The 22294-nt window shown below is 74.5% G+C and carries 18 protein-coding genes; 7 read left to right on the top strand and 11 right to left on the bottom strand.

The window, feature by feature from the left end:
• Positions 1-301 precede the first annotated feature (301 nt).
• Positions 302-931 carry a LysE family translocator gene (locus ACFV4N_RS16655; RefSeq protein ID WP_499673407.1) on the top strand — a complete coding sequence of 210 codons (630 nt, stop codon included), beginning with the start codon at positions 302-304 and terminating at the stop codon, positions 929-931.
• Positions 932-1075: 144 nt separating this feature from the next.
• Positions 1076-1660: a nitroreductase family protein gene (locus tag ACFV4N_RS16650; RefSeq protein WP_499673406.1), complete on the top strand. Its 585-nt coding sequence runs from the start codon at positions 1076-1078 to the stop codon at positions 1658-1660.
• Between the two features lie 187 nt (positions 1661-1847).
• On the opposite strand, the gene ACFV4N_RS16645 is transcribed toward ACFV4N_RS16650, so the two are convergent.
• Positions 1848-2936, bottom strand: a complete 1089-nt coding sequence (locus ACFV4N_RS16645; protein ID WP_499673417.1) for a M20 family metallopeptidase — start codon at positions 2934-2936, stop codon at positions 1848-1850.
• 19 nt (positions 2937-2955) lie between these two features.
• Complete coding sequence (locus ACFV4N_RS16640; RefSeq protein WP_499673405.1) at positions 2956-6165, bottom strand: serine hydrolase; 3210 nt, start codon at positions 6163-6165, stop codon at positions 2956-2958.
• 217 nt (positions 6166-6382) lie between these two features.
• Between ACFV4N_RS16640 and ACFV4N_RS16635 the strand changes: the two genes are divergently transcribed.
• Positions 6383-7681, top strand: a complete 1299-nt coding sequence (locus tag ACFV4N_RS16635; protein ID WP_499673404.1) for an FAD-binding protein — start codon at positions 6383-6385, stop codon at positions 7679-7681.
• 36 nt (positions 7682-7717) lie between these two features.
• On the opposite strand, the gene ACFV4N_RS16630 is transcribed toward ACFV4N_RS16635, so the two are convergent.
• From ACFV4N_RS16630 to ACFV4N_RS16620, 3 genes are read right to left on the bottom strand one after another with little or no spacing between them, the layout of a single operon-like run.
• Positions 7718-8161, bottom strand: coding sequence for an SRPBCC family protein (locus tag ACFV4N_RS16630; RefSeq protein WP_499673403.1), 444 nt, complete (start codon positions 8159-8161; stop codon positions 7718-7720).
• Between the two features lie 29 nt (positions 8162-8190).
• A complete protein-coding gene (locus ACFV4N_RS16625; RefSeq protein WP_499673402.1) occupies positions 8191-9540 on the bottom strand; it encodes a carotenoid oxygenase family protein in 1350 nt (449 codons plus the stop codon).
• A complete protein-coding gene (locus tag ACFV4N_RS16620) occupies positions 9537-10964 on the bottom strand; it encodes an MFS transporter (RefSeq protein WP_499673401.1) in 1428 nt (475 codons plus the stop codon). Before ACFV4N_RS16620 ends, ACFV4N_RS16625 begins: the two co-directional genes overlap by 4 nt.
• 231 nt (positions 10965-11195) lie before the next feature.
• On the opposite strand from ACFV4N_RS16620, the gene ACFV4N_RS16615 reads away from it, so the two are divergent.
• Together ACFV4N_RS16615 and ACFV4N_RS16610 are read left to right on the top strand one after the other, a co-directional pair.
• Positions 11196-12050: a cupredoxin domain-containing protein gene (locus tag ACFV4N_RS16615; protein ID WP_499673400.1), complete on the top strand. Its 855-nt coding sequence runs from the start codon at positions 11196-11198 to the stop codon at positions 12048-12050.
• Positions 12043-13380, top strand: a complete 1338-nt coding sequence (locus ACFV4N_RS16610) for a multicopper oxidase family protein (RefSeq protein ID WP_499673399.1) — start codon at positions 12043-12045, stop codon at positions 13378-13380. The genes ACFV4N_RS16615 and ACFV4N_RS16610 overlap by 8 nt, the downstream gene beginning before the upstream one ends.
• Positions 13381-13493: 113 nt before the next feature.
• On the opposite strand, the gene ACFV4N_RS16605 is transcribed toward ACFV4N_RS16610, so the two are convergent.
• Together ACFV4N_RS16605 and ACFV4N_RS16600 are read right to left on the bottom strand one after the other, a co-directional pair.
• Positions 13494-14255, bottom strand: a complete 762-nt coding sequence (locus ACFV4N_RS16605; RefSeq protein ID WP_499673398.1) for an HpcH/HpaI aldolase family protein — start codon at positions 14253-14255, stop codon at positions 13494-13496.
• A gap of 50 nt (positions 14256-14305) precedes the next feature.
• A complete protein-coding gene (locus tag ACFV4N_RS16600) occupies positions 14306-15148 on the bottom strand; it encodes a HEAT repeat domain-containing protein (protein ID WP_499673397.1) in 843 nt (280 codons plus the stop codon).
• Between the two features lie 230 nt (positions 15149-15378).
• Between ACFV4N_RS16600 and ACFV4N_RS16595 the strand changes: the two genes are divergently transcribed.
• Positions 15379-15924, top strand: a complete 546-nt coding sequence (locus ACFV4N_RS16595) for a cysteine hydrolase family protein (protein ID WP_499673396.1) — start codon at positions 15379-15381, stop codon at positions 15922-15924.
• A 46-nt stretch (positions 15925-15970) separates the two neighbouring features.
• On the opposite strand, the gene ACFV4N_RS16590 is transcribed toward ACFV4N_RS16595, so the two are convergent.
• Complete coding sequence (locus tag ACFV4N_RS16590) at positions 15971-17575, bottom strand: bifunctional aspartate transaminase/aspartate 4-decarboxylase (protein WP_499673395.1); 1605 nt, start codon at positions 17573-17575, stop codon at positions 15971-15973.
• Between the two features lie 43 nt (positions 17576-17618).
• On the bottom strand, positions 17619-19319 hold the full coding sequence (gene aspT / locus ACFV4N_RS16585; protein WP_499673394.1) for an aspartate-alanine antiporter: 1701 nt from the start codon (positions 19317-19319) through the stop codon (positions 17619-17621).
• A 139-nt stretch (positions 19320-19458) separates the two neighbouring features.
• Here aspT and ACFV4N_RS16580 point away from each other — a divergent pair, with 139 nt between their 5' ends.
• Positions 19459-21084 carry an aspartate-alanine antiporter-like transporter gene (locus ACFV4N_RS16580; protein ID WP_499673393.1) on the top strand — a complete coding sequence of 542 codons (1626 nt, stop codon included), beginning with the start codon at positions 19459-19461 and terminating at the stop codon, positions 21082-21084.
• Between the two features lie 50 nt (positions 21085-21134).
• On the opposite strand, the gene ACFV4N_RS16575 is transcribed toward ACFV4N_RS16580, so the two are convergent.
• The gene (locus tag ACFV4N_RS16575; RefSeq protein WP_499673392.1) at positions 21135-21749 is read right to left on the bottom strand and encodes a hypothetical protein; all 615 of its coding nucleotides are present in this window, start codon (positions 21747-21749) and stop codon (positions 21135-21137) included.
• Between the two features lie 57 nt (positions 21750-21806).
• The coding region (locus tag ACFV4N_RS16570; RefSeq protein ID WP_499673391.1) for a hypothetical protein at positions 21807-22294 on the bottom strand (488 nt) is incomplete at its 5' end.

Below are 22294 nucleotides of genomic sequence, written 5' to 3'. Positions count from 1 at the left end.
AGCGGCAGCCGGTAATAGGGCCACCGGTAGCGGCCTGCCGCTGTGGTGCCAGCGGTGGGGCGTCAGCGGTCGCGCTGCCGGTGCGGCCGCGAGGTCAGTGCGGTCACGAAGCCAGTGCAGTCACGGAGCCAGTGCAGTCACGGAGCCAGTGCAGTCACGGAGCCAGTGCAGTCACGGAGCCAGTGCAGTCACAGGGTCAGCGGTAGCGGGATCAGCGGTCACGGGGTCAGCGGTAGCGGCGCCAGCACACGGTCGTGGAAAAACGGTTCGTCCCGCCAAGCCGCTCTGCAAGACTCGCGCCGTGCCCGTCGATCCCCACCTGCTCCTCGCGTTCACCCTGACCACGATCATCGCGATGATCACCCCCGGCCCGGACATGCTGTTCGTCCTGGGCTGCGGCATGAAGGGCGGGCCGCGCGCGGGCCTGCTGGCCACGGCCGGGGTGGCGACCAGCGAGGCCGTGCACGTCACCGTGGCGGCCGCCGGGCTCGCGGCGTTGTTCGCTGCCGCGCCGTTCGCGTTCACCGTGGTCCGCGTCGTCGGCGCGGCCTACCTGATCTACCTCGGCGTGCGGATGATCCGGAACCGCGACGAGCCGGGGAACGACCTGCCGGCCGGCACTGGCATGTCGGGGCGGCGGGCCTTCCTCACCGGGCTGACGACCAACCTGCTGAACCCGAAGATGGTCACCTTCACCATCGCGTTCCTGCCGCAGTTCGTGGACCCGGGCCTGGGGCGGGTGTGGCTGCAGTTCGTCGTCCTGGGTGCGATCCTGATCGTGTTGGAGTTCGTCGTCGACGGCACCGTGGGGCTGCTGGCCGGGCGGATCGGTGGGTGGCTGCGTGCGCGGCGTGCGGCTCGCAGGCGGATCGACACCGCCACCGGGGGAATCTTCATCGGTCTGGGCGTCCGACTGGCCCTTGACCGCTGACTGCCGCCCCTACCATCAGGGCCTGGGGTTCGACGGGTCTGCGGCAGGTCGGGGCAGGTCTTGCGACAGGTGCGGCAGGGGCGGGCAAGGGCGGGCAAGGGCGGGCAGGGGCGGGCAGGGGCGCGACGGGGTCCGGAGGTGGGCGTGGAGTTCCAGGACGTGGTGCGGCGCAGGCGGATGGTGCGCAGGTTCACCGACGAGCCCGTGCCCGACGAGAGCGTGCTGCGGATCATGCGCAACGCCGTGCGCGGCCCGTCCGCCGGGTTCTCACAGGGCCAGGCGTTCCTGGTGCTGCGGGACGCCGAGTTGGAGCGGTTCTACGAGGTGATCGGCTTCACGGCGGACGAGCCGGTGCGGACGGCGCCTGTGGTCGTGGTCCCCTTCGCGGTGAAGGACGCCTACCTCGACCGGTACGCCCTGCCCGACAAGGGGTGGACCGATCGGAGCGAGGACCGCTGGCCGGTGCCGTTCTGGTACGTCGACACGGGTATGGCGGTGCTGCTGATCCTCCAGACCGCGGTGGACGAGGGGCTGGGCGCGGTGTACTTCGGCTTCCGCGCCGGTGTCTTCGACCGGCTGCGCGCGGAGTTCGGGGTGCCCGACGGCCACGTGCCGATCGGGGCGGTCGCCATCGGGCACGCGGCTGAGGAGGGGATTTCCGAGGGAGCCTCGCCGCGGACCCGTCCGCGCGCACCGTTCGACGAGGTGGTGCGGTTCGGGCACTGGTAGGCCGTCCCGCGCGAACCCGGCCCCGGGGAACCCACCGCCCGGACAAGCTCCCGTCCCGGTCAACCTGCCGGCGCGAGCGACCCGCCGACCCGAGCAACCCGAGCAACTCGAGCGACCTGTCGACCCGAGCAACCCGCCGGCCCGCACGCCCCCTGCTCGCCAACCCCAGCCGATCAACCCCGGCCGATCAACCCCCCGCCCCGCCCAGCAGGTCCGCGACCAGCGCCGCCACCAGCGCCGTCCGCGGTGCCAGGTGCTCGATCAGCACGTGCTCGTCGTCGGCGTGCGCCCCACCGCCCACGGCCCCCAACCCGTCCAGCGTCGGCGTCCCGACCCCGGCGGTGAAGTTGCCGTCCGAGCCCCCTCCCACCGCCACGCCCTCCAGCGGCCCCGAACCCAGCGCCGCCGCCACCTCCCGGGCACGGGCGAACAGCCCGGCCGACGCCGAGGCGGGCATCGGCGGGCGGTTCGGTCCGCCGACCACCTCCAGCCCCGCGCCGTCGAGCACGGGGCTCAGCGCGCGCATCGCCGCGTCCACCCGCTGCTGCTCGGCGACGTCCCGGGCGCGCGCGTCGACCGCGAACGCGCCCGTCGCGGGCACCGTGTTGGCCGACGCGCCGGCGGACGCCAGGGTCGGGGTGACCGTCGTCCCGCGCCCGGCATCGCCCAGCCCGGCCACCGCGAGCACCTGGTGGGCCAGCTCGACGGCCGCGTTGACGCCGCGTTCGGGTTCGAGGCCGGCGTGCGCGGCCAGGCCCCGGACCCGCACCTCGTAGCGCGACACGCCCTTGCGCTCCAGCTTGAGCGCCCCTCCCGGCGCGGAGGCCTCCAGCACCAGGGCGGCCGCGCAGCCCGTCGCCTCGGCCTGGACCAGGTCGCGCGAGGACGGTGACCCGATCTCCTCGTCCCCGGTGACCAGCAGCGTCACGCCGGCGCGGTCGGGCAGCGCGGCGATCGCGTGCAGGGCGATGACCAGCCCGGCTTTCATGTCGAAGCAGCCGGGTCCGCGCAGCACTCCCCCGGCGGTGGTGAACGGGTGCGTCGCGAGCGAGCCGAGCGGCCACACCGTGTCGTGGTGGCCCAGGAGCAGCACGCGCGCCGGTCCGTCGCCGAACCGCCAGCGCAGGTGCGTCCGGCCGGCCACGACGAGCCGGTCCGGGGCCGTGCCCAGGCGTCGCGCGCCGACCCGGGCCACGACGTCCGCGCTCGCGGCCACGGCCGCCAGGTCGGCGGACGGCGACTCGCACGTCACCAGTTCCTCGACGTCCGCCAGCATCGCCTCCAGGTCCGCCACGTCAGCCCACCTCCGGGGTCGCGCGCAGGAGGAAGTGGGCGAACCGCCGCCCGTCCGGCAGCGCGGAGAACGTCACCGGGGCCCAGCCCCGCAGCTGCGGCTCCCACACCACGAACGCGTCCTCCTCCAGCGGCACCAGCTCGTACTCCCGGACCGGGTCCGGCGTCACGTGGGCCAGTGGGCCGAGCGCGGTGGCGCGCAGCCGGGGGCCGCCGTCCTCGTAGACCTCCAGGCGGGAGCCCGACCGCTCGTAGACGCCGAGGTGCTTGCGCACGTCCGCGGTCACCGGCCGGGCGGGTGGTCGCGGCGGGCTCGGCGCGGTGACGTCCGCCAGCTCGGCGAAGACCTCCCGGAACACCTCGGCCGCGAGGCCCTGGGAGTTGTCGCCGTTGGTCAGCAGGACCGCCGCCAGCCCTTCGTCGGGCAGCAGCCGCAGGTAGGCGCGTTGGCCCGCGATGGTGCCGTTGTGGTTGAGGAACGCACGGCCGTCCCACACGTCGCGGAACCAGCCCAACCCGACGGAGTGCCCGGGTTGGACCTCGCCGCGCCGGTCGGCCTGGTGGGCGGTCATGGCGGCGGCGCTCGCCGCGCTCAGCAGCCGCGTGCCGTCGGGTGCCAGGCCGCCGGTCAGGTGCAGGCGGGCGAACGCCAGCAGGTCCGCCGCGGTCGTGTGGACCAGCCCGGCCGGGCCCGAGGAGCGGGGCGGGCACCAGGTGGCGCCGCGCCCGGGCTCGTCGCCACCAACGCCGCCAACGCCGCCAACGCCGACGACGTGGCCGGCGGCGGTGCGGTGCAGCAGCGCCTCCTCCGGCAGCGTGCCGGTGCGCTCCAGGCCGAGCGGGGTGATCAGCAGGTCCTGCAGCGCGGCGTCCCAGGTGCGGCCGGTGAGCCGTTCCACCAGCGCGCCCGCGACGATGAAGCCGGAGTTGCAGTAGGACCAGGTGGCGCCCGGCGGGAACTGCTGGGCGACCTCGCCGAGCCGGGCCGCGTACTCCGCCACGCAGTCGTCGCCGCGGCCGGTGTCGGTGAACACGTCGCCGTCGATGCCGCTGGTGTGGGTGAGCAGGTGCCGCGTGGTGACCCGGGCGCGGTCGCCGGCCGGGCGCGGTCCGGGCAGCAGGTCGGCGATCGGCGCGTCGAGGTCGAGCAGGCCGTCGTCGACCAGGCGCACCACCAGCGTCGCGGTGAACAGCTTGGTGATCGAGCCGACCAGGAACACCGAGTCGGCGGTGGTCCCCACGCCGGTCTCCCGGTTGAGCACGCCGTGCGCGGCCCGCACCAGCTCGTCCGGGCCGTCCGGGCGCAGCCGCAGGACGCCGAGCACCGCGCCGGGCACGCCGTGCCGCCGGGTCAGCGCGGACAGCCTGCGCTGCCAGTGCGCGGCGTCCAGCGGGGGTCTGGCCCGGCCGGTCCCGTTGGGGCGCGTCCTGCCCGCGTGGCGCTCCAGCCAGTCGACCACGCGCCGGTTGAGGTCGGCCCGGTGCGACGGCGGGCCGTCGAGGGGGAACAGGTGGCCGGCGCCCGGGTAGAGCACCAGGCGGGCCGGCACGCCGCGTTCGCGCAGCGCGGCGTGCCACTGCCGGGCCTGGCCGACCGGGTGGCGCGGGTCGTCCGGGCCGTGCAGGAACAGGGTGGGCGTGCGCACGTGCCCGGCGCCGGCGGGGTCGCCGACCGCGCCGACCGCCACGGCGGCGGCGAACCGGTCGTCCCGGCTGGTGAGGTGGCAGGTCGGGTAGCCGCCGTGGCCGGCCACGGCCAGCCGCTCCGGGTCGGCCAGGCCTTCGGCGACCAGCTCGTCCAGTGGTTCCAGCAGGTCCCGGGCGCGGTCGTCGCCGCCGGGCGGGTCGAGCAGCAGCACCACCCAGCCCTTAGCGACCAGTTCCTGTTGGTAGGGGCGGAATTCGTCGGCCGCGTCGTGCCAGGGGCCGTGCGGGCCGCCGTGGATGTCCAGCAGCAGGGGACGCGGCCCCTCGAACGACGGGTCGCGGATCAGCAGGCCGCGCACGACCGTGCCGTCCGACGCGGTGAACTCGCGTTCCTCCCGCGGGTACGGCTCGACGCCGCCCGCGCCGTGGTCGGTCAGCACCGCCTCGGCGCCGGTGGCCGGGTCGACGCGGACGAGCTCGCCGAAGGAGGTCGGCGTACCCAGCACCACGACCACCGACCCGCCCGCGACGGCCATGCCGTGCACGACCCGGCCCGCGCCGGTGAGGACCGGCACGGGCGCGCCGCCCTCGACCGGGACCGCCCAGACGTGGGCGCGGCCGCGGTCGCGGACGCAGAACAGCACCGCGCGGCCGTCGTCGGACAGCGCGGGCGGCGCGCCGGGGCAGGCGGGGCCGCTCCGCGTGACGTCGCGGTCGAGGGCGGCGGCCAGGTCGGTGGGCGGGCCGCCGTCCAGCGGCAGGCGCAGCAGTCGGTGGGCGCCGAGCGGGTCGTCCGTCGTGCCCACGACCAGCAGCGCGGTCCCGTCCGCGGTCCACCCGACGTGCTGGGCCGTGCCGGCGTGGAGGCCGACCGGTTCCGGCGGGGTCGCGCCGGTGGCGTCCACGACGTGCACGGGGGTCCGCTCGGCCGGGTCGGCGTCGGGCGCGGTGGCGGCGGCGAAGGCGAGCCGGGTGCCGTCCGGCGACCAGGACGGCGCGCCCGCGTGCCAGTCGCCGTCGGTGACCTGGCGGCACTCGCCGGAGGCTGTGTCGACCACGTGCAGGTGCCCGCGCAGCGGGCCGAGGCCGTCCGCCGGGGAGGCCGGCCGGTCGATCACCACGGGCGCCCGGCCGCCGGGGTCGCCGCCCCGGTCGACGGGTGCGGTGAACGCGATCCGCGTGCCGTCCGGCGACCAGGAGGGCACGCCCGCGCCCAGGGGCAGGGAGGTCAGCGGTTCGGCCTCGCCGCCCTCCGCCGGGAGCAGCCAGAGCTGCGCCGGACCGTCCTGCCCCGGACCGTCCTGCCCCGGACCGTCCTGGGCGCGCAGGAACGCCACGTACCGCCCGTCCGGCGACCACGCGGGCGCGGTGTCGGACGGGCCGCGGGTGAGCCGCCGGGGCCGCCCGCCCCGGACGGCGACCCGCCACAGGCGGCGGGTGGTGCGGTCGGCGTCGACGTCGTCGGTGCGCAGCACGTACACGGCGTGGGCGCCGTCGGGTGACAGCGCCGGCTGCTCCGGCACGGCCGGCTCCGGCAGGTCGTCGATGCGCTGGCGTCGGGTCAACGGTCGCTCCCGGTGTCGGGTGGCGCGCGGGGTGGCGCAGACCCTGTCTACCCGCTCGGGGCGGTCGGGGGAGGTGGATCGGCCGAGGTCCGGTCCGTCGGCCTTCGGGGGCGGTACACCCGTTCGAAGTACCAGGTGGTGCTCCGACTGTCGGCATCCGCGGTCATTGGCCATGCTGGGCCGCGGAACTGCCCCGTGCCCGAGGAGGGAGCCGCGCGTGCTCGACCCGAGGCCCCTGCGGTTCGACCCGGTCCACCACCACCTCACCGGGCACGACGACTGCGACGGCACGCCGCTGCCCGTCCTCGACGGCCTCGTGACCACCACGGGCGCGGCGCTGGCCTGGGCCACCGACGACTTCGGCCGCACCACCGCGCACCCGCCCCCGCTCGGCGTGGTCCGCCCGGCCTCGGTCGAGGACATCGGCGCGATCCTCGGGTTCGCCCGCGAGCAGGGCATCCCGGTCGTGCCCAGGGCCGAGGGCCACTCCACGGCCGGGCAGGCCCAGGCGCCCGGCGGGATCGTGCTGGACATGCGCGGCTTCACCGCGGTCCACCAGCTCAGCGAGGACCGGGTCGTCGTCGACGCCGGCGTCCGGTGGTGCGACGTGCTGGACACGGCCCTGTCCAAGGGCTCCGCGCCCCCGGTGCTGACCGACCACCTCGGCACGTCCGTGGGCGGCACCCTGTCCGTGGGCGGCATCGGCGGCGCCACCCACCACTTCGGCCTGCAGACCGACAACGTCCTCCAACTCGACGTCGTGACGCCCGACGGCGCGTGCGTCACCTGCTCGCCCAGCGTCAACGTCGAACTGTTCGACGACGTGCGCGCGGGCTCGGGCCGACGGGGCGTGATCGTGCGGGCCACCGTGCGGCTGGTCCCCGCCCACACGCACGCGCGCCGGTTCCGCCTGCGCTACGACGACCTCGGCGCGTTCCTGGCCGACCAGCGCACCCTGGTGACCGAGGGCCGCTTCCACCACCTGGAGGGCCGGGCCGAGCCGGTGGACCGGGGTTGGGCCTACTGGATGGACGGCGTCAGCTACTTCACCCCGCCGACCACGCCGGCGGAGGAGTACCTCCTCGCGGGCCTCTCGGACGTCCGCGACGCCGCGGAGGTCGTGGACCTCGCCTACCGCGACTTCCAGCACCGCCTGGCGGGCGACGCGACCCTGTCGAACAGCCCGGACCCGCTGCGGCACCACCACCCGTGGCTCACCCTGCTCCTGCCCGACCACGCCGCCGAACACCTCGTCGCGGAGGTCTTCTCCGGCCTGACGGCCCGGGACGTCGGCGACGCCGGCCGCGTCCTGCTCTACCCGGTCCCGCGGGCCCGGATCAACACACCGCGGTTCCGGCTCCCGGACGGCCCGATCGCGTTCCTGTTCGGCCTCCTGCGCGCCGCGCCGCCGAACGACCCCGCGCTCCTGTGCAGGATGCTGGCCGACAACCGGGAACTCCGCGACCGCGCCGTCCGGGCGGGCGCCACGACCTACCTCGGCGCCGTGGAGGGCTGACCGCACCCGGCCGTGTTCGGCGACCCCGGGCAGCGGTCAACCGGCCGCCCGCTCCGCGGCGGCCTTGAGGTGGCCGAGCCAGGAGATCAGCGAGGCGTCGAGCGCGGCCTTCATGGCGGTCACGTCCGCCCGCACCGGCTCGCCGTCCCACGACTCCTCGGTGGTCACCACCACCCGGCCGGCGACCTCCTCGAACGTCCACTCGTGCACGCCGGTGATGCCGTGCGCCGGGCCGCCCCAGCAGGTGCGGTGCGGTGGTTCGACGTCGTGGACGGTCGAGGTGATGGACAGCCCGTGGGTCAGCCAGGAGAAGGTCGCGCCGGGCGCGAAGCCCCCGTCGCCGATCGCCGCCTCGGTGATCTCGGGCTGCCAGGACGTCCACCCGGCGATGTCGGTGTGCAGGCCCCACACCACGTCAAGCGGTGCGTCGATCTCGACGCGGTGGCGGGAGATCACGGCGGCGTCGCGGTCGATGTCCACTGTGGTCGTTTCCTCTCGGTCAGGCTCGGTCAGGCGAGGTCGGAGGCCGGGACCCAGGAGCCGTGGATGCCGCCCGGGACGCGGTGGGGCAGCTCGACGACGGCGATCGGGTCCCCGGTGAGGTCGGTGGCGTCGAGGACGTGGAACTCCGAGGTGTTGCGGGCGGTGTCGTTGACGATGGTGAGCAGGTAGCCGTCGTCCTCGTTGCCGCCGCCGGCGGCGGGCACGAACACCGCCTCGCCGGGGACCTGGTCCCGCGACAGCGGTGTCACCTGGCGGGCCCCGGTGAGGTTGTCGTACTTGACGATGCCGTGGTGGTGCAGGCCGGCGCCGGGGAAGGCGACGGCGTAGCCGTAGCGGTTCTCCCGGCCCAGGACGGTCTCGTTGATGGTCGGGAAGTCGACCACGAGGTCGTCCACCAGCTCCTCCTTGACCGAGCCCGCGGCGAGGTCGAACACCCAGCGGTGGGAGACCACGCCGACGGCGGGGACCTCCGGGTGGCCGGGCGTGCCCGCCCACCACTTCCACGACGCCTCCCACGCCGGGCGGTCGAAGCGGGGGCCGTCGAGCACGATGCGCCCCGAGGCGTCCTCGTGGGCGTTGGTCACGTGCAGCAGCGCGCCCGGCTCGACCTCGAACCACCGCACGACCGGCGCGCCGGTGCGCGGCATGACGCCGATGCGCGGCGTGCAGGAGTCGTTCCACCGGTAGGGGATGCCGGACTTCTCCGCCGGGTCGAAGGTGACCGACATGTCGGCCCAGACCACGAAGTTCTCGGTGATGGCGAAGTCGTGCATCAGGCCGGTGCCAACGCCCTCGACGACCTCCTGCCGCACGATGTCGCCCTGCGGCGAGGCGACGTAGTAGATCAGGTGCGGCGGGAAGGGCGAGGAGGCGAAGAAGTGCAGCTCGCCGGTGACCGGGTCCTCCTTGGGGTGGGCGGTCATGTTCGTCTTCAGCCTGCCGCCGAAGTCGAAGCAGCCGACCGTGCCCAACTCGGCGTCCAGCTCGAACGGCAGGTTGGCCTCCTGCAGCGCCAGCAGCCGACCGCCGTGCTCGATGACGTGGGTGCCGGCGACGCTGGCGGCCAGGTCGGGCTGGCCGTGCTCGTCGTAGGCGGGCCTGCCCTCGAACAGCGGCGTGCGCACCCAGCGGTTGCGGTACCACTCCGCCCGGCCGTCGCGCAGGCGCAGGCCGTGCACCATGCCCGAGCCCTTGAACCAGTGCGTCGGGGTGACGCCGGGCTTGGGGTTGTGGCCGTTGCGCAAGTAGCGGCCGTCCAACTCGGGCGGCAGGGCGCCGCGCACGACGAGACCGGTGGCCGTGCTCTCCTCCACCACCGGCGTGTAGTGGTCGCTGATGTAGGGCAGGCTGCTCATGACGGGTTCTTCCTTCCGGGGAGCGGTGCGCCCGCGAACGCGCGCGCGACGTAGAGGGACAGGGCCGCGATCACGGCCGCTGCGGTGAGGAACGCGGCCCGGTAGCCGCCGGTCAGGGCTTCGGATGTCGGCGCGCCGGACAGCGACGCGGTCCGCGCGGCCGCCACGGCGGTCAGGACGGCCAGGCCGACCGCGCCGCCGACCTGGCGCGCGGCGTTGCTCAACCCACTGGCCACGCCGAGGTCAGCGGCGGGCACACCGGCCACCGCGGCGCCGGTGAACAGCACGAACGACGCGCCGAGCCCCAGACCGGCGACCAGGGACGGGCCGAGCAGGTCGACCGCGAACGTGCCGTCGGCGCGCGCGGCGCCGAACCACAGCAGCCCGCAGGCCAGCACCACCAGGCCGGCGACGGCGGCGCGGCGGGCGCCGAGGCGCGCGGACGCCCGGGGCGCGAGCCAGGAACCGGCGACGTTGGCGGCGGCGAGCGGCAGCTGGGTCAGGCCGGCCACCAGGGGGGTGTAGCCGAGCACCTGCTGCTGGTAGAGGGGGAGGAAGAAGAACAGCCCCACCCACACCGAGCCCAGCACGGCCATCCCCGCGGTCGCCGGACCGACGCGGGCCGTGGTGAACAGCCGCGGCGGCACCATCGGGTGAGGGCCGCGCCGCTGCCACCACGCGAAACCCGCCAGCAGGACGAGCGCGCAGGCGCCCGGCAGCACCCGGTCGGGCCAATCGCGCCCCGCCGAGACCGCCAGCACGAGCGCGACCAGCCCCGAGGTGACGGCCGCCGCGCCGGGCAGGTCGGCCTTCCCCCGGTCCGCGCCGGCGTCCGGGGGCACCACCAGCGCGGCGGCGACCAGCACCGCGGCCGCGATCGGGGCGGTGAGCAGGAACACCCAGCGCCACCCCAGCGCCCCGGTCACCACGCCACCGAGGAGGATGCCCGCCGCACCGCCCACGGCGGACACCGCTCCCCACACCGCCAGCGCGCGACCGCGTGCGGGCCCTTCCGGGTGCAGGGCGACGGCCAGCGACATGGCCGCCGGGGCGAGCGCGGCGGCGCCCACGCCCTGCACCGCCCGCGCCGCGACCAGCACGCCGGCCGACGGCGCGAGCCCGGCGGCGAGCGCCCCGGCGCCGAAGACCGCCGCGCCGGCGAGGAGGACGCGCCGCCGCCCCAGCAGGTCGCCGGCCCGGCCGCCGAGGAGCAGCAGCGCGCCGAACGCCAGCACGTAGGCGTTGACCACCCAGGCCATGCCGCTCGTGCCCAGTGCCACCGCGGCGTCGATGGCGGGCAGCGCCACGTTGACGACCGAGGTGCTGAGGACGACCAGGAACTGCGCGCCCGCCAGCGCGGCCAGGGCCGCCGCGGGGCGACCGGCCACACCGGTGGCGCGCGAGGGGTTCGATCGGGTGCTCATGTGCTCTGGTCGCTTCCCTGCTCGTGCGGGGCGGACGACGTCCACAGCGGAACCGCGCCCCCACTCGACCTTGAGTGAGTGACTGAACACTAACATATGCTCCAACCGATACCGCAACCGTTCTCGCAGCACGGCCCACTCCGAATTCCCGCACTTGACAAGCGAGCAGTGATCGATGTCCACTACCGACGAGAATGAGTAATCAACCAATCACACCCCTGGGAGCCCGACATGGCGACACCGGTGACCGCACGCCCGACCACCCCTCCCGGCGCACCGACCGCGACGACCGCGATGACCGCCGCCCTGGTCGCGAGCGGCGTCCTGGCGTTGACCAACGCCGTGGCGTTCCTCGTCCTCGCCGGCAGGCCGAACCCCGGCATGGCCGCCGTCTCGGTCTTCCCCCTCGTCGCCGCCGCGCTGCTGTGGCGCCGGGCGCGGATCGCGCCCGTGACGGCCGCGCCGGTCGCGTTGCTCGTGGTGTTCTTCCGCCCGGCCGACCTGGCGTTCGACCTGATCCGCCCCGCTGACGTGCTGCCGTTCGCGAACTCCGCCGCGCTGGTGGCGGCCGCGGGGGTGGCGGTGGTCTCGGCGGTGGTGGCGCGGTCGCGACGCGGTCACGCCGGGACCGGGCAGCGGCTGGTCGCCTGGGGCGGCGGCACGGCCCTGGGCGCGGCGCTGGCCGCCGGCCTGGTGGTCGCGTGGCCCCAGGCCGACGACACCGGTTCCCTGTCACCCGAACAGCTCGCCGCGCTGCCCGTCGTGGACCTGACGAACTACGAGTTCTCCCCCGCCCAGCTCCGCATCGGCGGCGGGCAGCCGGTGGCGTTCCGGTTCACCAACGACACCGACGACAACCACACCTTCACCATCGCCGAGCTGGGCGTGGACGTCGAGGTGCCCAGCGGCCGGACCCGCGTCGCCGTGGTGGACGCGCGGCCCGGCCGGTACGCGGTGCACTGCGCGGCAGGCGACCACGAGGAGAAGGGCATGGTCGGCCGCCTCACCGTCACCGGGGACGAGCGGGGCGCGGCGGACCGCGCACCGGCCGCCCCGCAGGACGGCGGGGCGCACCACCATGGCTGAGCGGAAGGTGTCCCGCCGGACGCTGATCGCCGGTGGCCTCGCCGCCGGGGCACTCGCCGCGGGCGGCGGCGCGCTGGCCGTCCGCGCCACCGCCACCGGTCCGACCGACGGACCGCCCCTCCCCCGACCCGGCACCCTGCCGCTGCGCGCCGGCCCGGACGGCGTGCTGCGCGGCGAGCTGACCGCCGCCGCGTCCGGCGGCTCCCTGCGCTACAACGGGACCGCACCCGGCCCGCTGGTCCGGCTCCGCGAGGGCGACCGGGTCCGGCTGGAGTTCCGCAACGACCTCGACGCCGACAGCAGCCTGCACCTGCACGGCCTGCCCCTCGCGCCCGCCGTGGACGCGCCGCTCGACCACCAGCCCCCCGGCGCGACGCGGGCGCAGGAGTTCGACGTCCCCGCCGGCGCGGCCGGCACCTACTGGTACCACCCCCACGCCCACGGCGACGTCGAGCGGCAGCTCCTGGCGGGCCTGGCCGGACCCCTCGTCGTCACCGGCCCCGCCGACGACCTGCTCCGCGGCTGCGACGACCGCCTGGTGATGTTCACCCGCACCGGTCGGGACATCGGCGTCAACGGCGTGGTCCGGCCGGTGATCACCCCCGCGGCGGGCCGCGTGCGGCTGCGCCTGCTCAACGCCACCGCCGGCGACCACCTGCTGATCGGCGTGCTGCGCGGCGGCGACCGCGTGCCCGCGCACCTGGTCGCCACCGACTGCGGCTTCGTCGACGCCCCGGTGGAGGTCGCCGAGGTCCTGCTGGCCCCGGGCGAGCGCGCCGAGGTGCTGGTGGACGCGACCGCGGCCGGGCGGCTGGAGCTGGCGGCCCTGCCGCACTCGGCCTACGGGCCGGGCGGCGCACCGAGCGCGTTGGTCCGCCTCGCGGCGATCGAGGTGCCGGCGGGGCTGGCCCCCGTGCCGCTGCCCGCGCGGCTGCGCGAGGTGGAGGTGCTCGACGAGGCGACGTCCGCGAGGCGCCGCCGGATCGCGTTCGGCGGCGGCCACGACCACTTCACCCTGGACGGCAGGGCGTTCGACCACCACCGGGTCGACGCAGAGGCCCGGCTCGGCACGCTGGAGGTCTGGGACGTGGTCAACGAGCACACCACCGACCACCCCTTCCACCTGCACAGCTACCCGTTCCAGGTGCTGGCCCGCGACGGCCGGCCGGAAGGGCTGCGCGCGTGGCGCGACACGGTGAACGTCCCGCCGGGCGGCACCGTCACGATCGCGGTCCCGTTCCGCGGCGAGCCGGGCCGGACCGTGTACCACTGCCACATCGCCTCGCACGAGGACCTGGGCATGATGGGCGTGCTGGAGGTCACCGCGTGACCGGCGGCGAACCACGCGGCACGGGGTCCGCGGCGCCCGGCCACGCCACCGTGCCGAACGACGCCCGCAGCCGGGTCACCCGGCCCCCGTGCCCGCCGACCGGTCGACCCGGATCAGCGAGCCTTCGCCGCGGCGGCCGCTTCCGCCGCGCTCCGCGCGACCATCGCCAGGTCGTCGACCGCGGCGACCATGTCGAAGCCCGCCGACCGCAGGTGGGCGGCACGTTCCACGGACCCCGCGTACGCGCCCGCGACCAGGCCGTTCGCCCGGCAGGCGCGGACCACCCGCCGCAGCGGGGCGTCCTCGCCGTCGTCGGCCAGCAGCGCGGCCACGTCCGAACCGAGCGCCAACGACAGGTCGAAGGGACCGACGAAGACACCGTCCACACCGTCCACGGCCGCGATGTCGTCAACCGCGGCGAGCCCGCGCGCCGTCTCCACCATGACCAGGCACAGGACGTCCGCGTTCGCCCGCTCCGGCACCGGGACCGCCACCGCGTCGACGGACCGGATCGGCCCGAAGCTGCGGGTGCCCCGCGGTGCGAACCGCGCCGCCGAGGCAGCCGCCCGCGCCTGCGCGACGTCGTCGACCATCGGCACGACGACCCCGTCGGCGCCGCTGTCCAGGGCCCGACCGATCAGTTCGGGCCGGTTCCAGGCGACGCGGACGAAAGCCGGGATGCCCGCCGCGCGCACGGCGGAGATCAGGTCGGTGTTGTCCCGCCCGCCGGCCGCGCCCCCGTGCTGCTCGTCGACGCACGCCCAGTCGAACCCGGCGCCGCAGACGGCCCGGACCACCCGCGCGTCGGTGCACCCGACCCACACCCCCGCGCCGAGGTCGCGCCGTGCGCCCGTGCTCCGGCCGGTTGCCGTCATCGTGCCTCCTGTGGTCAAAGGCCGTCGCGGTCAACGCCGCGGTCCCGGGTTCAAGTGTTCCCCGTCCGGTCGGAGGACGGGGCCGGCGCGAGGTCGCTCTCGTCGATCCACTCGATGGTGGCCACGATGTCCTCGGCGACGCCCTCCAAGCCCACCTGGCGCACCTGGCGGACGGCGCGGTCGCGGGCCTCCACGACCAGGCGCGGCCAGTCGTGGGTGAAGTCCAACTCCGTGCCGTCGGAGGTGCTCTGGGCCCGGTACGTCGAGCCGTCGGGATGGACCCGCCACAGCTGGAAGTACAGCGTCACCTGATCGTGGTCGGCCAACTCCTCGAACACCTCGACCAGCCGGGTGAACGGCCACGCCGACCACCCCCGCCCGCCCGGGTCCACCCGCAGCTCGGCGGTCAACCGCGGCACGACCGGGTGCCGGCCGTCGAGGTCGGTCAGCGCGTCCCGCAAGGTGACGGGTTCGGACCAGTCGGGTGGGTCATCCCGGGTCAGGCAGGCCCGGTAGGCGCGCCACACCGCCGGCAACGCCTCCCGGACCCGCCACCTCCCCAGCACGCGGGCCGCCCACTCGCGGACGGTGGCGCTGTCGCTGTCCAGCAGCGCGATCAGCGGTGGGCCGGCCCGCCGGTCGTCGAGGTCCTCGACGATCTCGACGGCGCACAACCGCCCGAACTCGCCCAGGCCGGGCAGGGCGCGCAGCAGCGGACCGACCACGTCGGCGCCGCGACCGAGGTGGGTCAGCTCGACCTGCGCCTCCTCGGCCTGCACGCCCTCGGGGGAGTCGAGCCGACCGATCAACCACTCGACCCTGTCCGTCCCGCGCTCCTCCACCGCCGCCTCCCGCTCGCACGACCCGAATCCCCACCGCCGTGTGGTGTCCATGCGGCGTCACGGTCCATCCTGGGCGTGCCCGCGTCCCCGGGGAACCGGTTTTCCACGCCCAGCCGAAGACCTCGTCGCCGTCGCGGTACCCGCACGAACCTCGCCGACCCGTGCCGACGACCGGTAACCTCACCCGCGCACTGCCACCACCACGAGCACCACGGCCGCCGGACCGGCCGCCCCGTCCACCGCGGGGCGCCACGTGGGGCCGACCGGACGGGGAGCCTGCCTTGACCACCGCACTGATCATCGGTGACCTCCAACGGGGCATCACGGACACCTACCCGTTCGCCGCGCGGGTGGTGCCGCCGGTCGCCGAGCTGCTCCCCCGGGCCCGCGCGGCGGGCGCGCTCGTGGTGTTCGTGCGCTTCGCCTTCCGGGCCAACGGGGCCGACCTGCTGCCGGGTGACGAGTTGTACAGGTCGTTCTTCGACGCCGGGGACGGCTTCCACGTGGGATCGGCCGGGACCGAGCCGACCCTGCCCGTCGCCGACGAGGACGTCGTCGTGCTCAAACGCCGCGCCGGCGCGTTCGCCGGCACGGACCTCGACCTCGTGCTCCGCGCCCGCCACGTCGACAGCCTCGCGGTCGCCGGGGTCGCGACCAGCGCGATGGTGGCCGCGACGTGCTACGACGCGGCGGACCGCGGCTACCGGGTGACCGTGCTGCGCGACGGTTGCGCCGACGGCGACGACGCGGTGCACGACTTCTTCGTGGACACCGTCTTCCCCGGCCGGGGGTTCGAGGTCGTGTCCTGCGCCGACTGGTCCTGCTGACACCCCGGCGTCGGACCACGTCCCGCGAGGTCCCGGGCCACCGGGGTCAGCTCGACGTCCACTCGTCGTGGTAGTCGCGGAACACCGCTTGCAGGTGGTGGCCGATCTTGAGGTAGTCCAGGTCCTCCAGGTTGGCCAGCGAAACCCGGACGGACCACTTCGGACCGTCGAAGCCGCCGCCGTTGAGCAGGACCACCGACGCCTGCTCCGCGAGCCGGAACAGCGGGTCCACCGGCTCGTAGGTGCGCTCCAGGTAGTCGGCGAACTCCTTGCCGTAGACGCGTTCGGCCTCGGCGAGCAGGTCCAGCTCGACGTAGTACGCGGCGCGCGCCGGGTCGTCGGCGATCCGCATCCCGGCGCCTTCCAGGAGCAGGTCCAGCCTCGTGCGGACGATGCGCTGCACCCGCTCCTTGTACGCCTTGCCGTCGTCCTGGAGGGCGAACAGCGAGAACAGCGCCATCTGGACCTGTTGCGGCAGGCTCAGGCCGGCGGTGTGGTTGAGCGCGACCCGCCGCGAGTCGGCCACCAGCCGGTCGATGAAGCGCAGCCGCGACGGTTCGGTGGTGAGCGTGCCGTAGCGGGTGTCCAGGCGGGCGCGTTCGTCGTCGGGCAGGCGGGCGACGAGGTCGTCGACGACGTTGTCGTCGTGCAGGCCGATCACGCCCAGGCGCCAGCCGGTCGCGCCGTAGTGCTTGGAGTACGAGTAGACGAGCAGGGTGTTGCGCGGCAGGTCGGCGGCGAGGGTGCGGAAGCCGTCCACGAACGTCCCGTAGACGTCGTCGGTGATGACGATCAGGTTCGGGTTGGCGTCCCGGACGATCCCCACCAGCTGGTCGCGGACCCGGTCCGACAGCGCCAGCGACGGCGGGTTGCTGGGGTTGACCAGGCACACCGCCTTGATGCCCGGGTCGGCGAGCTTGGCGACCTCCTCGGCGGGGTAGCGCCACTCGCGCACCCCGGTTTCGGCGAACAGGTCCGCGCGCACCAGCTCCACCTCGAACCGGTACTCGTCGAGGTGGGGGATCTCGATGTAAGGCGTGAAGATCGGCACCATGAGGGCGATCCGGTCGCCCTTGCGCAGCACCCCGTTGGCGACCAGGGAGTCGAAGAGGTAGCACATGGCCGCGGTGCCGCCCTCGGTCGCGAACAGGCTCAGCGGCGCGGCGGCGGGCCGATCCCCGAACAGCTCCTGGTGCAGGTACGCCCGCACGACCTGCTCCACGTGCGGGAGGATCCGGTCGGGCACCGGGTAGTTGTCGCCGGTGATGCCGTCGGTCAGCTCGTGCACCCACGCGTCGGCGTCGAACCCGAACCGCTCGACGCCCAGCCTCACGGACCGCTCCAGCAGGTCGGTGCCGGGCAGGTCGGGGTGCGCCTTGGTGAACGCGGCGAACCGGTCGGCGATGCCCGGCCTGGCGGGCATCCCGCCGATGTCGTCGCCGGTGAGCACGCGGCGGCTCTCCGCGAGGGAGAAGTGCCCCAGGGCGTAGAACGCCTCGCGCGGCCCGGTGGCGATCCAGTTCGGGTTGCCCCGACCCGCGTTGAGCATCAGGTGCGCGGCCTTGACCTGCTGCCCCTCGTGGTGCTCCTGGGCGAGCCGGATGAACTCGTTTTTGAGCTCGAAAGGGCTGAGCGCGCTCAGCTCCGCCATCTGCTCCCGGGTACGGGTGGACTTCGGCACCGGTTCGGCCCTTTCAGTGCTGGAGGAGCACGATCACCGCGCCCCAGATGGTGAGCAGGACGTTGCCGACGGCGTACGGGATCGTGTAGCCGATGGTCGGCACCTGGTTCTTCGCCGCCTCGTTGAGCGCGCCGATGGCGGCGGTGGTGGTCTGCGCGCCGGCCAGGACGCCGAGCAGGACGGGCAGCCGCATCTTCATCAGCCAGTGGCCGACGGCGAAGCCGATCACCAGCGGGACCACCGTGGCCACCGCGCCGAGCAGCAGCAGGCCCCAGCCGGCCTGGGAGAGGCCGGAGCTGAAGCTCGGCCCGGCGTTGATGCCGACCACGGCGACGAACAGGCACAGGCCCAGGGTGTCCATGAACCACTGCGCGCCGCCCGGCACGTTGCCGTAGGTCGGGTACTTGGCGCGCAGCCACCCGAAGACCAGGCCCATGATGAGGGCGCCGCCGGAGGTGGACAGGCTGATCGGCACGCCGCCCGCGTGCAGGGCGGGGATGCCGAGGCAACCGCCGAGGAAGATGCCCAGCCCGACCCACACCATGTCGGTGGCGGCGCTGGTGGGCACCGGCGTGCCGAGGGCGCGGGCGGCGGGCTCGACGAGCCGCTGCGGGCCGGTGAGCAGCAGCGTGTCCCCGCGTTCGACCCGGGTGGAGGACCGCAGCGGGAACTTCGCGCCCGACCGGTGCAGCTCGGTGACGAACACGCCCACCATGAACGGCTCGCCGCGCAGGTCCGCGACGGTCCTGCCCAGCTGGTCCTTCGCGTTCGCCACGACGTGCAGCGTCTCGGTCCGGTAGCCGAGCAGCTCCACGTCGTCGGCCTCGGGTCCGATCGCGCGCTCCGGGTCGTAGGCCACGACGTCGCCGCGCGCGGCGCTGACCGCCACCACGTCGCCCTCGGCGAGCCGGATGCCCTGGTCCTGCGGCAGCAGCTCGCCGCCGCGCCGCACGCGGGTGATGTAGACCCGCCGGCCGCGGTCGGCCTGGGCGCGCTCGAACTCGTCGATGGTCTTCCCGACCACCTCGGGGTGGGTGACGGTGTGCGCCCGCAGCACCACCTCGTAGTACCCCCGGCCCAGGTCGGGGTCGTCCGTGCCCGCGTCCAGCTCCCGGGCCAGCGCGGCGCTCTCGGCGGCCAGGTCGCGCCCGACGACGCGCGGGAGCACGTTGGCGAGCAGCAGCGCGCACAGGATCGTGCCCAGCGGGTAGGTGACGGCGTAACCGATGGCGACCAGGTTCTGCTGCTCGGTGACCTGCTCCGGGCTCAGGCCGGGCAGGCCGGCGATGGCGTCCCCGGCCACGCCGATGACGGCGGACTGGGTGAGCGCGCCGCCCAGCAGCCCGGCGCTCAGCCCCGGCCCGTACCCCAGGACCGCCGCGAACAGCCAGCACACCAGCAGGCCCGCCACGCACACCACGACGCCGAGCAGCACCTGGGGCAGGCCGTCCCGGCGCAGCCCCCGGAAGAACTGCGGGCCGACGCGGTAGCCGAGGGCGAACAGGAACATCACGAAGAACAGCGACTTGACCGTGCCGTTGACCGACACCTCGAACACCCACCCCAGCGCGAGGCCGGCGAGCAGGCAGCCGGTCACCGACCCGAGCGCGATGCTGCGCCGCCGGATGCGGCCGAGCAGGAACCCGACCGCGACGGTGAGGAAGACCAGCAGCTCCGGGTAGGGGTTGAAGACCTCGTCCTTCAGGAAGCCCATCCAACCTCCACCGACGTCTCGACAGGACGGTGGACCGAGGCTAAGTCGCCCGCACCGGCCGCGCCGGGCGAGCCGACCCGATCGAGTGGCAACGCCGGTAGCGCGCGCGGCGCGGCCGGCCGTTGGTCATAGTCGATCGGTGGAGTGGCTGAGGAGCCTGTTGCAGGCGACGCCGGAGATCGTGCTGTTCGTGTGCCTGGCGCTGGGCTACCTGCTGGGCAAGCTGCGCGTCGGGCCCATCCGGCTCGGCGGCGTGTGCGGCACGCTGATCGTCGCGCTCGTCGTCGGCCTGCTCGACGTGTCGCTGAACGACCAGGTGCGCACGATCGCGTTCGCGTTGTTCATCTTCGCGCTCGGCTTCACCGGCGGCCCCCAGTTCTTCGCCAACCTCAACCGGTCCGGGCTGAAGATCGGTGTGCTGTCGCTGGTGGAGGCCGTGACGGTCGTGCTGCTGGTGCTCGCGCTGGCCGCCGCGCTGGACCTGGACGTCGGCACCGCGTCGGGCATCCTCGCCGGCGCCGCCACGGAGTCGGCGGTCGTGGGCACGGCCACCGAGGCGATCGGCAAGCTCGGCCTCGACCCGGCCACGACGGTCGTGTTCCAGGGGAACGTGGCCACCGCCTACACCGTGTGCTACCTGTTCGGCCTGATCACGATCGTGCTGTTCACCAGCGGCCTCGCGCCCGCGCTGCTGAGGACGGACCTGAGGAAGTCGTCACGGGCGCTGCTGGCCGACATGGGCGGGGACGACGAGGACCCGGGCACCGTGCCCGCGATGCCCGGCCTGGTCGGGCGCGCCTACGAGGTGGCGCACGCGGCCGGGCGGACCGTGGGCGACGTGGAGTCGGAGCTGGCGCACCGGGCGTCCGTGGAGGGCGTCGTGCGCGGCGGGTACCGGCAGGTGGAGCCCGCCTTCGTGCTCGAACCCGGCGACGTCGTGGTGCTGGTCGGCGAGCGCGGCGCCTTCCCGCGCGCGGAGGAGCTGATCGGCCCCGAACGGGTGCGCCAGGACCTGGCGGCGAAGACCACCCTGGAGACGCGGGAGGTCGTGGTCGCCTCGCACGAGGCCGACGGCCTGGAGCTGCGGGCGCTGCGGACGCGGGGCGCATTCACCACGGCGGTGTCGCGCGCCGAGCACCGGCTGCCGGTGGCCGACGGCACCGTCGTGCGGCGCGGTGACGTTCTCACGCTCGTGGGCGAGGCGTCCGCGTTGGACGAGATGACCTCCCGAACGGGTTACGCAGTCCCCCGGACGGGTGCCACCGACTTCGTGTACCTCGGCATCGGCGTCACGCTCGGCATGCTCATCGGCAAGCTGACCGTCCACCTGGGGTCGGTGCCGCTGGCACTGGGCACCGGCGGCGGCGCCCTGGTGTCCGGCCTGGTGTTCGGCTGGTTCCGCACCCGCCACCGCTCGATCGGCAACTTCCCACCGGCCGCCGCCACGTTGACCAAGGACCTGGGCCTGGCCACGTTCATCGCCGCGACCGGCCTGTCCGCCGCACCGCAAGCGGGCGCGCTCCTGCGCCAGTACGGCGTGCTGCTGCCGTTCGCGGGCGTGGCGATGGTGCTCATCCCGGCGCTCCTGTCGCTCTACCTGGGCGCCAAGCTGCTCCGGATCGCACCCCCATCCTCGTCGGCGCCATCGCCGGCCAGCAGTGCAGCACCCCGGCGATCTCGGCGGTCACGAGCGTGGCGGGCAACTCCGTGCCGCTCATCGGCTACACGATCACCTACGCCATGTCGAGCATCCTGCTACCACTGACCGGCCCGGTCGTGGTCGGCCTGATCGGCGGCTGAGCACCCCGCGGGGTGTCAGGACCCCGCACGAGGCGGAGCGGATCGGCGTTGGAGTGGGTGGCCCCGCCCCGCGGTCCGCAGTTCGGCGGCGGCGATGACCCGGGCCGTGAACGCCAGGGTCGCCAGCGCCTCGACGATCGAGATCGCCAGCAGGTCCGCGCGCACGTCGTCGGCCGTCCAGTAGAGCGCGATCGACACCAGGGCCGGCATCGCGAACACCAGCAGGTCCACCACCAGCTGCCCGAACTTGTCCAGCCTCCGCAGCGGGGTGCTCCGGTGGACGGACTCCCAGGCGAGCACCACGTCCTCCCGCCCCTCGATCCCGACCAACGCGGGGGTCAGGTGCCGGCGCAGGTAGTTCCCGATCGCCGAGACCTTCTGGTCGTTGGTCAGGTAGGTCCAGCCCAGGACGAGGCACACCAACGGCACGAGGAGGAGCAGGTGCGGGCGGGCGGGCGGTTGGACCACCAGTGCCAGTGTCGCCGTCAGCGTGGCCAGCGCGGTGTACGTCAGGCGGTCCCGCAAGGCGATCCGCGACTTCTGCTCGGCTTTCAGGGCGTCGTACTCGGCCAACAGGAAGTCGTTGACCACTTCTTCCGCTGTGGTGCCGCGGTTCCGGGTCGCGTTCATCTGCTCGTCGTCACTCCTCCGTTGGTCCCGCGCGTACCAGGAAGTGCTGTCACCGGCCTACCAGGCGTGCGCCCACAGGCTCCGGCGGTCGCGTTCGAGGTCGATCCAGGCCGGCCCGTGGTGGGCCACGGCCTCCAACACCGGGAGGGCCGGGTCCATCCCGGAGGTCGCCGCGGCGAGTTGCTCCAGTTCGGCCTCGTCGTCGACCTCCGTGTCGCTCTCGACGTCGAGGCGTTCGCTGACTTTGAGGATCTCCACGCCGTCGAGCAGGCGGAGCCGGAACTCGCGGTTGTGCACCTTCCGAGGGGGCGCGCCGGGCGGCTTCCTGATCGTCCTCTCCCGCAGGCGCAGCGAGGCCGACGCGATGCGGTCGTAACCGAAGACGTCCCAGTTCTCGTTCTTGGCCGCACCGGTGGTGAAGTCCAGGTACACGCGCGAGGCGCGGATGCCGTACTTGGTCAGGAGGATGACGGTGACCAGGTACGCCTCGTAGCGCGGTGGTCCGTGGACCACCGCCCCGCGCCGGGCGTGCCAGTCGAGTAGCG

Source organism: Actinosynnema sp. NPDC059797, assembly GCF_042732085.1.
Taxonomy (GTDB): Bacteria; Actinomycetota; Actinomycetes; order Mycobacteriales; family Pseudonocardiaceae; genus Actinosynnema.
Note: the sequence above shows the minus strand (reverse complement) of the source record. Positions and strands in the feature narration are given on the sequence as shown.